Genomic DNA, 13,011 nt, shown 5'->3' with positions numbered 1-13,011 from the left:
GGCGGGCGCCTTCCACGCCAGAACAGGAGACTCACCATGGCCGCCGAGCAGACATCGCGTTTCACCGTTACCCCCAGCACCAAGGCTGTGGCGGCTGACGCGCGCGCGCTGCTGCTGGAAGATCCGGGCTTTGGCCGGCTCTTCACCGACCATATGGTGACGATTCGCTATACCGAGGGGGAGGGCTGGCACAGCCACGCGATCGGCCCGCGCGAACCCTTCCAGCTCGATCCGGCCTGCGCGGTGCTGCATTATGCGCAGGAAATTTTCGAAGGGATGAAGGCGTATCGGCTGGAAGATGGCAGCATCGCCATGTTCCGCCCGGAGGAAAATGCCCGCCGCTTCGCCGCATCGGCCGAGCGGCTGGCGATGCCGGCGCTGCCCGAAGAGCTGTTTCTGGAAGCGGTCGAGCAATTGGTGAAGATCGACGCCGATTGGATTCCGACCGGCGAGGGGAGCCTCTATCTGCGCCCCTTCCTGTTCGCGAGCGAGACGTTCCTGGGAGTTCGTCCGTCCAACGAATATATTTTCTGCGTCATAGCGTCCCCTGCCGGTGCCTATTTCAAGGGCGGCAAGAAGGCCGTAACCCTGTGGGTGTCGGAACATTATACTCGCGCGGCGCGTGGCGGCACGGGCGCGGCGAAATGCGGTGGCAACTATGCCGCGTCGCTGGTCGCGCAGAAGGAAGCGATCGGCCATGGCTGCGACCAGGTCGTCTTCCTCGACGCCGCCGAGAATAAGTGGGTCGAGGAATTGGGCGGCATGAACGTCTTTTTCGTGATGGACGACGGGTCGATCGTCACCCCGCCGCTGGGCGGCACGATCCTGCCCGGCATCACCCGCAATTCGATCATCGACCTGGCCCGAGCCAAGGGCCATGATGTGCGCGAGGAACCCTATAGCTTCGCCCAATGGCGCGCGGATGCGGCCAGCGGCACGCTGCGCGAGGCCTTTGCCTGTGGCACCGCGGCGGTCGTCACCGCGATCGGCACGGTCAAGAGCAGCCATGGCGACTTTACCATCGGCAATGGCGATGGCGGGTTGGTGACGGAGACGCTGCGGGCCGAGCTGACGGGTATCCAGCGCGGGATCGTGGCCGATCCGGCGGGATGGGTACGGACGGTTTAACGGGAGTCGACCAACCTCCGTTTGCCCTCAGCCTGTCGAATGGGTCTGCTGAGCAAAGCTGCTTCGACTTCGCTCAGCCCGAACGGTATTTTTTACGCGGGCTACCCCTGTCCTTTCTGGCCCTGTCCTTTCGGGCGTAGGGTGCCTGGCGGCGCTTCCCAATTCTTGGCCAAGCGCCTAGATAGCGTCGCATGGAACGCTTCGATGTCGTCATATTGGGGGGCGGGCTGGTCGGCCTGACCCTGGGGATCGCTCTTTCGGGCCATGGCGTGCGCTGCGCCGTGGTCGATCCGGCTGACCCGGTTTCAACCACGGCCGCGGGGTTCGATGGCCGGGTGTCGGCGATCAGCTCGACCAGTTACGCCATGATGAACGCCATCGGTGTAGGGAAGCATCTGGCGGGCAAGGGCTGTCCGATCGACCGGATCTGGGTGAGCGACGGGCTGGAGCCGGGGGCACTCGATTTTGCGCCGGACGCCGACGATAGCGTGATGGGCACGATGGTCCCCAATCGCGACCTGCGCGTCGCGCTGGCGCTTGCGGCGGCCGAAGCGGTCAATCTGACCCGCTATCAGCCCGACCGGGCGTTGCAGGTCGATCGTAATGCCGATGGCGTCACGCTGACGCTGGCGAGCGGGGCGACGATCCATGGCGCATTGCTGGTCGCGGCGGAGGGGCGCAACAGCCCGACGCGCGATGCAGCGGGGATCAACACCACGCGCTGGCAGTATAAGCACACCGCCATGGTCACGGCGATCGACCATGAGCTGCCGCACGCCAATACGGCTTACGAAATTTTCTATGTCGGCGGCCCCTTCGCGCTGTTGCCGATGCAGCCGGGCACCCGTTCCGCCGTGGTGTGGACCGTGCCGACCGAGCAGGCACCCGCGATGATGAAGCTGGGCGAGCGCGCCTGGCTGGCCGAGGCGCAGAAGCGGATCGGCGGCTTTCTGGGCGAGATCAGGCTCGCGGGGCCGCGATCCTCCTATCCTTTGGGCTTCCACCATGCCGCGCGCGTCACCGATACGCGGCTGGCGCTGGTGGGCGACAGCGCGCACGCCATCCACCCGATCGCCGGGCAGGGGGTCAATCTGGGCTTCCGCGATGTCGCGGCGCTGGTCGAGGTGCTGGTGGAGGGTATGCGTCTGGGCCTCGATCCGGGCGATGCGCAATTGCTGGCGCGCTATCAGCGCTGGCGCGGGCTGGATTCGATGATGACCAGCGTGGCGATGGACGGACTGGTGCGGCTGTTCGACGTGCCGGGGAAATTGCCGTCGATGATCCGGCGCGCGGGGCTGGCGACGGTGCAGCGCAGCGGGGCGCTGAAAGGGCGCTTCATGGCGGAAGCGCGGGGGCAATCGGGTGCGCTGCCGCGGTTGTTGTCGGGCGAGATGGTTTAGGGGCGGTTCACGACCAGAGGCGGACGCTCAGCAATCGGCAATCTGATGCCGCATTACCGTCACCCCAGCGAAGGCTGGGGTCTCGTGCGGAGGCACGCGGCGGTTCGGCTGGGCACTTACTCAACTGCATTGGATCGTCGCCTGAGACCCCCGCGTTGGCCTTCGGCCGCCCTTCGGGTCGCTGGGGTGACGGGATTTTTACGTCGCCTTTCGCGTGAAGTCTCGCGCAAATCGGACTGACGTCTAACCATCCAATCCCGTCACAGCATCCGCCGCAGCACGTCGTCCTTCAGCACGAGATGGTGGCGCAGCGCGGCGCCGATGTGGATCGCGATCAGCGCGGCCCAGAGCCAAGGCAGCAGTTCATGCGCGCCGCGGGACAGGGTGACGATGGCGTCTTCCTTGCCCACGCCGAATTTGGGGACGTCGAACAGGAAGAACCAGTTGAGCGGGCGCGTGCCCGCCGACGACATGATCCAGCCCGACAGCGGCAGGACCAGCATCAGCGCGTAGAAAATAAAGTGGGTCGCCTGGGCCGCGCCCTTTTCCCAGAGCGGCATGGCCGCGGGCAGGCGCGGGGCGGGATGGGTGAGCCGCCAAACGATCCGTAGCAGCGTCAGCGCCAATATGGTCAGGCCGATTGATTTATGCACCGACATCACCGCCCAATCCTTGGGCAGGGCGTCATGGGCGAAGCCCAGCGCCAGGTTGAGGAGGATCAGGACGGCGATCGCCCAGTGCAGGGCGCGGGCGACGGCGGTATAACGGGCCATGTACGGCTCCTTTTTGCGGATGTCTGCCGGGAGCCAGGACCATTCTGTCCGATGACCCTGGCTTCATTCTGAACGGGATGCCGTGCGGCGACCCATTCAAGACTGACGATTGGCGACCAGATTGTCCACCACCGACGGGTCGGCCAGCGTGCTGGTGTCGCCTAGCGCCTGCGTCGATACCTCGCCCTCCGCGATCTTGCGCAGGATGCGGCGCATGATCTTGCCGGACCGGGTCTTGGGCAGGCCGGGGGCGAACTGTACGACGTCGGGCGTGGCGATCGGGCCGATTTCGGTGCGGACCCATTTGACCAGCGTCTTGCGCAACTCGTCGGTCGCTTCCTCGCCGCTGTTGAGCGTGACATAGGCGTAGATGCCCTGGCCCTTGATGTCGTGCGGGAAGCCGACGACGGCGGCTTCGGCGACGCTTTCATGCAGCACCAGCGCGCTTTCGACTTCCGCCGTGCCCATGCGGTGGCCCGACACGTTGATGACGTCGTCCACGCGGCCGGTGATCCAATAATAGCCGTCGGCGTCGCGCCGCGCGCCGTCACCTGTGGTGTATTTGCCGGGGAAGGTGGTGAAATAGGTCTGGAAGAAGCGATCATGATCGCCCCAGACGGTACGCATCTGGCCGGGCCAGCTTTGCGCGATGACGAGGTTGCCTTCGGCCGCGCCGTCCAGCACTGTCCCCTCCGCATCCACGATCTGCGGCACCACGCCGGGCATGGGGAAGGTGGCGGAGCCGGGCTTGAGATCGGTCGCGCCGGGGGTGGGGGCGATCATTGCGGCGCCGGTTTCGGTCTGCCACCAGGTATCGATGATCGGGCAACGGCCTTCGCCGACGACGCCATGATACCAGCGCCAGGCTTCCGGGTTGATCGGTTCGCCGACCGTGCCGAGCAGGCGCAACGAGGCGCGGCTGGTGGAATGGACGAAATCGTCGCCCTCCTTCATCAGCGCGCGCAGCGCGGTGGGGGCGGTGAAGAGGGTCTGGACCTGATGGCGGTCGACCACTTCCCAGATGCGGGCAGGCGTCGGGTAATTGGGCACGCCTTCATACATCAGCGTGGTCGCGCCGTTCGCCAGCGGGCCATAGACGATATAGCTGTGGCCGGTGACCCAGCCGATGTCGGCGGCGCACCAGTAAATGTCGCCGGGGCGATAATCGAAACAGAGTTCGTGCGTGAGGGCCGCCCAGAGCAGATAGCCGCCGGTCGTGTGCAGCACGCCCTTGGGCTTGCCGGTGGAGCCGGAGGTGTAGAGGATGAACAGCGGGTCTTCGGCGTGCATCGGTTCGGGCGGGCAGTCGGGCGACGCTTTGGCGGCTTCGTCATGCAGCCAGAGGTCGCGGCCGTCCTGCATCATCACCGCGCCGCCGGTCGCCTTGACGACGATGACCTTCTTCACGCTGGGGCAATGGGCGAGGGCGGCATCGACATTGACCTTGAGCGGCACCGCCTTGCCGCCGCGGCGACCTTCGTCGGCGGTGATGACGATGTTCGAATCGCAATCCTGGATGCGGCCTGCCAGGGCATCCGGCGAGAAGCCGCCGAACACGACGCTGTGGACCGCGCCGATCCGGGCGCAGGCGAGCAGGGCGAAGGCGGCCTCCGGGATCATCGGCATATAGACGGTGATGCGGTCGCCCTTCTTCGCGCCGGCGGCTTTCAGCACGTTGGCGAAGCGGCACACTTGTTCGTGCAGTTGGCGGTAGCTGTAGCGGCGCGGCTGCGCGTCGGGCGAATCGGGTTCCCACAGGATCGCGGTCTGGTCCGCCCGCTCGGCCAGATGGCGGTCGATGCAGTTGGCGCTGACGTTCAGCACGCCGTCGGCGAACCATTTGACGCCGAAATCCGCTTCGGCAAAGCTGCTTTCATTGCTTTTGGTCGGGGCCGTGATCCAGTCCAGCCGCTGCGCCCGTTCCAGCCAATAGGCGTCTGCGTCCCCGATCGAGCGCGCATAATCGGCGTCGCGCGCCGCCCGGTCCATCAGCGCGTCCTTGGCCCATGCCTCCGGCACCGGGAAGAAATCGTCAGACATCGGGCATCCTTTCCATCACGAAACCATTATTGGCGTCTCTTCTATCGCGCCGCCGCCAGGATCGAAAGGCCGGACCATGCCGTATCGCCCCATCCCTTCGGACAATAGCGCCGCGCCGCGAAGCTACATCTGTCGTATTTTGTCGCTTTCCCCGCGGCGCGGCCGCGCCTAACAGGGGTCGCTTATGTGGTTGCTTTATCAATTCCCGCTCTGCCCCTTTTCCCGCAAGGTCCGGCTTCTCCTAGGCGAGAAGGGCATTGGCTATGACCTGGTGCGGGAATCGCCCTGGGCGATGCGCGACGAGTTTCTGGACCTGAACCCGGCCGGCACGACGCCGGTGATGGCGGATGCGGACAAGGGCGTGACCCTGATCGACAGCCAGGCGATCTGCGAATATTTCGAGGAGACGGTGGAGAAATTCCCGCTGATTTCCGGCACCGCTGCGGGCCGCGCTGAAGTGCGGCGGCTGACCGCCTTTTTCGACCAGAATTTCTACGGCGACGTGGTCGGGCCTTTGTTGCACGAGCGGATGAAGAAGCGACTGATCGAGCGCGCGCCGCCCGACGCGCGCATCCTGCGCGAGGCGATGAAGCGGGCGAACGTCCATATGGACTATATGGACTATCTGCTGGATCATCGCAGCTGGATGGCGGGCGGGACGCTGAGCCTGGCGGATATCGCGGCGGCGGCGCATCTGTCGGTGGCGGACTATCTGGGCGGGATCGACTGGCAGGGGCATGAGCCGGTCAGGCGCTGGTATGCGGGCTTCAAGTCGCGCCCGTCCTTCCGGCCGCTTCTGTCGGAGCGGATGGAGGTCATCACCCCGCCGGCCCATTATGAGAAGCCGGATTTTTAAGAGGATTTAGTCAACCTCCGCCGCGAGATAGACGCGGTTGCGGCCATGTTCCTTGGCCAGATAGAGGGCGCGGTCGGCGGCCTTGAGAGCGGCGCGCGGGTCTTCGTAGATCAGGACGTTGGCAACGCCGGCCGAAAAGCTCACCCGCTCCATGCGTTCGCCATTGGTGCGGTTGACCAGGCTGCGGTTGGCCAGATCCTCGCGCACGCTGTCCACCGCCTCGCAGGCTTCGGCGGCGCTTTTGCCGCGGAACAGCATCACAAATTCCTCGCCGCCGTGCCGCGCGACATGGCAACGGTCGTTGGACGCCTTGGATAGCAGGCCAGCGACGAATTTCAGCACCCGGTCGCCGGTGTCATGGCCATGGGTGTCGTTGATCAGCTTGAAATGGTCGATGTCGCAAAAGGCGACCGACAGCGCTTCGCCATTGGCGATCGCCTGCTGCATCTCTTCGCCTAGCACCCCTTCGAAGGCGCGACGGTTGGGCAGGCCGGTCAGATGGTCATGTTCGGCAGCGCGGCGGGCATTTTCCAGGCTGGACTTGAGCGCCTTGGTCTGGCGCTGGTTATCGCGCAGCTGGGTTTCGACCTGGCGGGTCTTTTCGACCATCGATCGGGTCAGGCCGACCAGGCGGGCCAGTACCGGCTCATTGTCGCGGCCTTCGCCCAGATCCTTGGCCTGTTCCTGTAGCGCGGCGCCATAATCCTTCGCCGAATTGCGCGATTCATGCATCAGGCCGGTGAAGTGGGTGAGGTTTTCCTCCACCTTGTCCAGCATCGTCGCGAGTGATTCGGGCGTCACTTCATCGGCGCGCTGTTCGGCGGCGATCGATTCGATCCAGCCGTTGGTGATCTTGCCCCGCTCCATCATCACGGCCTTGATCGCCTTTTCGACGCCGATATTGGCACCGGTCAGATAATCGAGCGCGACGCTGAAATTGACCGGGGTCAGGTCGAGATCATGGGCGAACAGGAAGTCGCCGATATCGGCATAAAGCTGCCGTCGGCGGTTGATTTCCCGGTTGGAGGCCGTGCCGCCGCGCGGCCGTAGCTCTTCTTCCACGGCCTCCTCCTCGGATTTGCCTGAAAAACCCCTGGCCCAGCGTGCCAGACGATCGGTCAGCCCATGTTGCGGGCTGGCGGAAGATGATTGTGCCCCGTTCATGATCCTTCATAACGGACGGCGTCGAACAAGGTTAAGGCGTCGGCAGGAAAAGTTGTGCGTCAGATATCGGCGCTGACCAACCAGTCGCGGAAGATGCGCACGGCGCGGGTCTGCAACGCGCGGGGGCGGCAGACGAAAAAGTAGCGATAGGGGCTTTCGACATGGATCGGGAACAGCCGCACCAGCCGCGGGTCGCCCGACTGTTCATAATGGCTGGCGTGCATCACCGCGACGCCCAGTCCCTGGGCGGCGGCCTCCAGCATCAACTGGCCCGAATCATAATTGTCGATCGCCAGCGGTTGCAGGTCGGGCAGGCCGGCGGCCTCCTTCCAGGCGTCGAACGACATCGCCATGTCGCGATGGAGCAGGATCGTCTGCTGCGCCAGTTCGGTGGGGGAGGCGAGGGCCTGTGGCCCCTCCAGCAATTCGCGCCGGCCGATCAGATAGACTTCCTCATGATCCAGCTCATGCGCGTACAGCGCGGGATCGATATCCTTCGACAGTACGATCGCCGCATCCAGCCCTTCGCCCAGCCGCGCGACCGCATGGGGAGTCGTTTCGATATCGATATGAAGCTGCGGGTGCTGCTGGCGCAGCTTGCCCAGATGCGGGAATAGGCGTTGCGTCGCGAACAGCGGCATCACCGCCAGGCGCAGGCGCAACTGGTTGCCGCCGCTCTGGATATTTTCCAGCGCCTGGGACAGCGAATCGAGCGCGGGCGCGATATCGTCGAGCAGCCGCTGCCCTTCGGCATTGATTTCCAGCGCCTGGTGCTTGCGGTCGAACAGGGGGCGGCCGATGAAGCGTTCCAGCGCCTGCACGCGGCGGCTGAGCGCCGGAGTCGAGAGGGCGAGTTCCTCCGCCGCCGCCTTGACGGACCCCAGGCGGGCAACCTGAACAAAGGCCTCCAGGGCCGTGAGGGGCGGCAATCTGCGCATATCTCGTCAAATATCTAAGCCGGTGCGCTGCGCCGCGTCATGTCTTATTGTCGGGCGCATCGCGAGCCGGGGTTCAAGCATCCTCTCCACACAGAGCAGGAAAACAGGCAAAATGGCAAGATGCATTTTTTGCAACTCCGCGTTTCTTTTCGCACTTGCAATAAAATGTGCCGCGCCGCACATAGGAGGTGCCTTTCAGGCATCCTCTCCTAAAACTTTCGGGGCTGGCCTTTCGGGCCGGCCCTTTTTTTCGTCGATCGATCCGGCGGCTTGCCCCTTTTCGCGCGTCCTTGCGTTCCCTATCTCGTTACGGAACCAGAAAGACGGGGATGGCCAGTGGCGGATCAGGAAAATAGCGGACGCCGGATTCAGGTCGCCAATGCGCGGCCGGAGGATGCCGGGCGCGGTTTGGCGCGGTTGCCGCTGGCGGTGATGGCGGAATTGCAGCTGGCCGAAGGCGATGTCATCGAAATTGTGGGCAAGCGATCGACATCGGCGCGCGTGGTGCGGCCGTATAAGGAGGATGAAGGGCTGGACGTGCTGCGCCTGGATGGTTTGCAGCGCGCCAATGCCGGGGTCGGCTCCGGCGACTTCGTCGAGATCGGCAAGGCGGAGCCGCGGCCCGCGCAAAGGGTCGTGTTCGCGCCTGCACAAAATAATCTGCGGTTGCAGGGCAATCCCGACGCCTTGAAGCGCGTCTTCTATCAGCGGCCCCTGACCGCGGGCGACGTCGTCGCGACGTCGGGGCAGCAGCAGGTGCCGCCCGGCGACATGCCGCCGCAGCTGCGCCAGATGCTGGCCGCGCCCGCCTATGCCTTGCAGGAAATCCGCCTGGTCGTGGTGTCGACGGTGCCCAAGGGCATCGTCCATATCGACGCCGACACAGAAGTCGAACTGCGCGCCGAATATGAGGAGCCGCGCGAATCGCGCCGCGCCGACGTCACCTATGACGATGTCGGCGGCATGGCCGATGCGATCGACCAGCTGCGCGAGATGGTGGAACTGCCGCTGCGCTACCCCGAATTGTTCACCCGGCTGGGCGTCGATCCGCCCAAGGGGGTGCTGCTGCACGGCCCGCCGGGTACTGGCAAGACGCGGCTGGCGCGGGCGGTCGCCAATGAATCGGACGCCGAATTCTTCCTGATCAACGGGCCGGAGATCATGGGGTCGGCCTATGGCGAGTCCGAAAAGCAATTGCGCGAGATTTTCGAGGCGGCGTCCAAGGCGTCGCCATCGATCCTGTTCATCGACGAGATCGATTCGATCGCGCCCAAACGGGGGCAGGTGACCGGCGAGACGGAAAAACGCCTGGTCGCCCAGTTGCTGACGCTGATGGACGGGTTGGAGCCGCGCACGAACCTGGTCGTGATCGCCGCTACCAATCGGCCCGAAGCGATCGACGAGGCGCTGCGCCGACCCGGCCGGTTCGACCGCGAAATCATCGTCGGCGTCCCCGACGAACGCGGTCGGCGCGAGATATTGGGCATCCATACCCGCGGGATGCCGTTGGGCGACAAGGTGGACCTCGCCGAACTGGCACGCATGACCTATGGCTTTGTCGGCGCGGACCTCGGCGCGCTGACCCGTGAGGCGGCGATCGAGACGGTGCGCCGCTTCATGCCGCGCCTGAACCTGGAGGATGGGACGATCCCGCCCGACGTGCTGGAGGAACTGTGCGTCACGCGGGAGGATTTCCTGTCCGCGATCAAGCGGGTGCAGCCTTCGGCCATGCGCGAAGTGATGGTGCAGGCGCCCAATGTCAGTTGGGAGGATATTGGCGGGCTGGACGACGCGCAGATGCGCCTGAAGGAAGGGGTCGAGCTGCCGCTCAAAAATCCCGATGCCTTCCGTCGGCTGGGCATCCGTCCGGCCAAGGGTTTCCTGCTCTACGGCCCGCCCGGCACCGGCAAGACATTGCTGGCCAAGGCGGTGGCGCGCGAGGCGCAGGCCAATTTCATTGCCACCAAATCGAGCGACCTTCTGTCCAAATGGTATGGCGAGAGCGAGCAGCAGATCGCCCGCCTGTTCGCCCGCGCGCGGCAGGTGGCGCCCACGGTCATCTTCATCGACGAACTGGACAGCCTGGTCCCTGCGCGCGGCGGGGGGCTGGGCGAACCGGCGGTGACGGAGCGGGTGGTCAACACCATATTGGCCGAGATGGACGGGCTGGAGGAATTGCAGTCGGTGGTCGTCATCGGTGCCACCAATCGCCCGACGCTGATCGATCCGGCGCTGCTGCGGCCAGGCCGGTTCGACGAGCTGATCTATGTGCCGGTGCCCGACGAGGCGGGCCGCCGCCGCATATTGGGCATCCATACCGGCAAGATGCCGCTGGCCGATGATGTCGATCTGGACGGACTTGCCCGCGAAACCGACCGGTTCACCGGCGCCGACCTGGAAGATCTGGTGCGCCGGGCGGGTCTGTTCGCGCTGCGCCAGTCGCTGTCGGTCGAGAAGGTGACGCAGGCGCATTTCGAGAGCGCGCTGGGCGACACCCGCGCATCGGTCACGCCCGAAATGGAGCGCGAATATGAGCAGATCCAGTCGCAGTTGAAGCAGCGGGCGATGCAGGTCGATCCGATCGGCTTCGTCGCGCCGGGCATGGTCCGATCGCGCACGCAGGCCGATTGAACAAGCGAGGCGGCGGATTGAACCCATCCGCCGCCGCCGCGTTCATGACGTTCGTGTTGCAAAGCCGCTTGCCAGCGAGGCCGGGATTTGCAAGGCGGCAAGCATGATCCATATAGGCGGGTGTTGATGGCCTCCATTCCATTGAAGAAGAACAAGAATAAGACTGGTGCAGGCAAGACTGGTGCAGGCAAGACTGGCGCAGGCAAGACTGGGTCATTTTTCAGCCAATGGGGCATGTTCTTTCGCCAGTTCGTCAAGCATCCGGGGATGATCGGTTCGGTCATCCCTTCGTCCGCGACGGTGGTGAACCGGATGCTGGACCAGGTCGATTGGCGCAATACCCGGCTGTTCGTGGAATATGGCCCCGGCGTCGGCACCTTTACCCGATCGATTCTCGACCGGTTGTCGGCCGACGGCACGCTGCTGGCGATCGACCTCAATCTCGACTTCGTCGCTTATCTGGAGGCGGAGATCGATGATCCGCGGCTGCGCGTGGTCCATGGGTCGGCCGCCGACGTGCGTCGCTTCATCAAGGAAGCGGGCTATTATCAGGCCGATTATGTCCTGTCGGGCATCCCCTTTTCGACCCTGCCTGAAGGCGTGGGCGAGGCGATCTGCGCGGAAACGCGCGCCGCATTGCGGCCGGGCGGGGCGTTCCTGATCTACCAATATTCGCGCTATGTGCTGCGCCTGCTCAACCCGCTGTTCGGTGATGTGAGCGATGCACTGGAATGGCGCAACATCCCGCCATGCCGTATGATTCGCGCAGTCCGGCAGGAGGCGTTGGCGCAGGCCGCCTGATCTGTACTGATTGAGGACAAGTTTCCGGCCTAAACCCGTGGCCCTCCAGAGCGAATTTGACTTCCGCCACGCTTGGGCTAACCCCGTTGCGGGGCTTGGGGGAAGATCATGGCGACGCGCGCCGAAGGTAGCGATCCGTGGGCGGACCTGTTCCTGTCTGCGGCGCTGGAACCGGAAAAATGGGGGGAAGCAATCAAGGCAATGGCCGACGCGACCGGGTCGCGCCATGGGCAGTTGATCGGCTTTGGGCCGGGGGCGTCCGGCTTCAATTGGATCAGCGATATCGACGCCAGCATCGTTTCCAAGACGGCGGCGATCGATCAGTCCGCGCCCGATCTGAATTTCCGGGTGGGAGCGGACCGGCTCGCTGACCGACCGACCATCGTGCATGAAGCCCATTATGACGTCGCCCGGCAATCGCTGCGGTCCGACGCCTATCTGGACCTGTGTTCGGATTTCGATATTTTCGATGGGTGCCAGACGCGGCTGGTGGCCAATGAGGACCAGATGGTCGGGCTGGCCCTGCTGCGCGGCAGCAAGGACGGACGCACGAGCCAGCAGGACCGCGACCTGTTCGGCCAGATTGCGGGCCATGCGCGGAACGCCGTCCGGCTTCAGCAGGCGATCGAGCAGCAGGGCTTCGCCTTGCTGTCCGGCACGTTCGAGGCGATGGATCGGGCCTGCTGGCTGCTCGACGCGAGCGGGCGGGTGGGCGGCATGACCCCGCGCGCCGAAGCCTTGCTGTCGTCCAGCCGAATCAGGGTCAGCGATGGCTGGTTGGCCAGCGATCGGGCGGAGGAAACCCGTGCGATGGTGCGGGCGATGCGCGCGGTGATCGATCCGCCCGGCTTGCCGGCCGATCCGGTCGCGCTGGCGGACGATGCCGGCGGCGTTGCGATCATGCTGGAATTTCACCCGCTGCCCGTGCGCCCTTGGGCGCTGCCCTTTGCCCCGCGCGCGATCGTTATCGCCCGCATTGGCGCGCCGACCGATCGGCATGTGCAGTCGTTGACGCGCGCCTTCCGCCTGACCCCGGCCGAGGCGGACATCGCCATCCGCCTTGCGGCAGGACAGGCGCGCAAGGATATCGCCGTGGCCCGCGGCGTGTCGGTGGAGACGCTCAAGGTGCAGTTGCGCAGCATATACGACAAGACCGGTTGCAGCCGGGAATCGCAGCTGGTGCGCATCGTCGGCCTGATCAGCCACTGATTTTTTTCCGAATTTTTGTTCGCCTACCCCCTTTGGGGTATGTGGCGGCCGCCACGACAGGGTAGAAAATG

At 64.9% G+C, this 13,011-nt stretch carries 10 protein-coding genes; 6 read left to right on the top strand and 4 right to left on the bottom strand.

Going from position 1 to position 13,011, the window contains the following annotated elements:
* Positions 1-36: 36 nt before the first annotated feature.
* Both HHL08_RS13125 and HHL08_RS13120 read left to right on the top strand, forming a co-directional pair.
* Complete coding sequence (locus HHL08_RS13125; RefSeq protein ID WP_169573604.1) at positions 37-1,128, top strand: branched-chain amino acid aminotransferase; 1,092 nt, start codon at positions 37-39, stop codon at positions 1,126-1,128.
* Positions 1,129-1,319: 191 nt separating this feature from the next.
* The gene (locus HHL08_RS13120; RefSeq protein WP_169573603.1) at positions 1,320-2,528 is read left to right on the top strand and encodes an FAD-dependent monooxygenase; all 1,209 of its coding nucleotides are present in this window, start codon (positions 1,320-1,322) and stop codon (positions 2,526-2,528) included.
* 260 nt (positions 2,529-2,788) lie between these two features.
* Here the strand turns inward: HHL08_RS13120 and HHL08_RS13115 are convergent, their stop codons facing one another.
* Positions 2,789-3,301, bottom strand: a complete 513-nt coding sequence (locus tag HHL08_RS13115; RefSeq protein WP_169573602.1) for a cytochrome b — start codon at positions 3,299-3,301, stop codon at positions 2,789-2,791.
* A 96-nt stretch (positions 3,302-3,397) separates the two neighbouring features.
* Positions 3,398-5,341 carry an acetate--CoA ligase gene (gene acs / locus HHL08_RS13110; protein ID WP_169573601.1) on the bottom strand — a complete coding sequence of 648 codons (1,944 nt, stop codon included), beginning with the start codon at positions 5,339-5,341 and terminating at the stop codon, positions 3,398-3,400.
* Between the two features lie 184 nt (positions 5,342-5,525).
* Here acs and HHL08_RS13105 point away from each other — a divergent pair, with 184 nt between their 5' ends.
* The gene (locus HHL08_RS13105; protein WP_088185356.1) at positions 5,526-6,197 is read left to right on the top strand and encodes a glutathione S-transferase family protein; all 672 of its coding nucleotides are present in this window, start codon (positions 5,526-5,528) and stop codon (positions 6,195-6,197) included.
* 6 nt (positions 6,198-6,203) lie between these two features.
* On the opposite strand, the gene HHL08_RS13100 is transcribed toward HHL08_RS13105, so the two are convergent.
* Positions 6,204-7,361 (bottom strand): GGDEF domain-containing protein, encoded by a 1,158-nt coding sequence (locus HHL08_RS13100; RefSeq protein WP_169573600.1) that lies wholly within the window; start codon positions 7,359-7,361, stop codon positions 6,204-6,206.
* A 59-nt stretch (positions 7,362-7,420) separates the two neighbouring features.
* Positions 7,421-8,299, bottom strand: coding sequence for a LysR substrate-binding domain-containing protein (locus HHL08_RS13095; protein ID WP_088185357.1), 879 nt, complete (start codon positions 8,297-8,299; stop codon positions 7,421-7,423).
* A gap of 336 nt (positions 8,300-8,635) precedes the next feature.
* On the opposite strand from HHL08_RS13095, the gene HHL08_RS13090 reads away from it, so the two are divergent.
* The 3 genes from HHL08_RS13090 to HHL08_RS13080 all read left to right on the top strand — a co-directional run bounded on the left by HHL08_RS13090 (position 8,636) and on the right by HHL08_RS13080 (position 12,940).
* Complete coding sequence (locus HHL08_RS13090; protein ID WP_169573599.1) at positions 8,636-10,930, top strand: CDC48 family AAA ATPase; 2,295 nt, start codon at positions 8,636-8,638, stop codon at positions 10,928-10,930.
* Between the two features lie 126 nt (positions 10,931-11,056).
* On the top strand, positions 11,057-11,731 hold the full coding sequence (locus HHL08_RS13085; RefSeq protein WP_169573598.1) for a class I SAM-dependent methyltransferase: 675 nt from the start codon (positions 11,057-11,059) through the stop codon (positions 11,729-11,731).
* A gap of 108 nt (positions 11,732-11,839) precedes the next feature.
* Positions 11,840-12,940: a helix-turn-helix transcriptional regulator gene (locus tag HHL08_RS13080; RefSeq protein ID WP_169573597.1), complete on the top strand. Its 1,101-nt coding sequence runs from the start codon at positions 11,840-11,842 to the stop codon at positions 12,938-12,940.
* The last annotated feature ends 71 nt before the right edge of the window (positions 12,941-13,011 follow it).

The organism is Sphingobium psychrophilum (assembly GCF_012927105.1).
GTDB classification, from domain to species: Bacteria; Pseudomonadota; Alphaproteobacteria; order Sphingomonadales; family Sphingomonadaceae; genus Sphingobium; species Sphingobium psychrophilum.
Note: the sequence above shows the minus strand (reverse complement) of the source record. Positions and strands in the feature narration are given on the sequence as shown.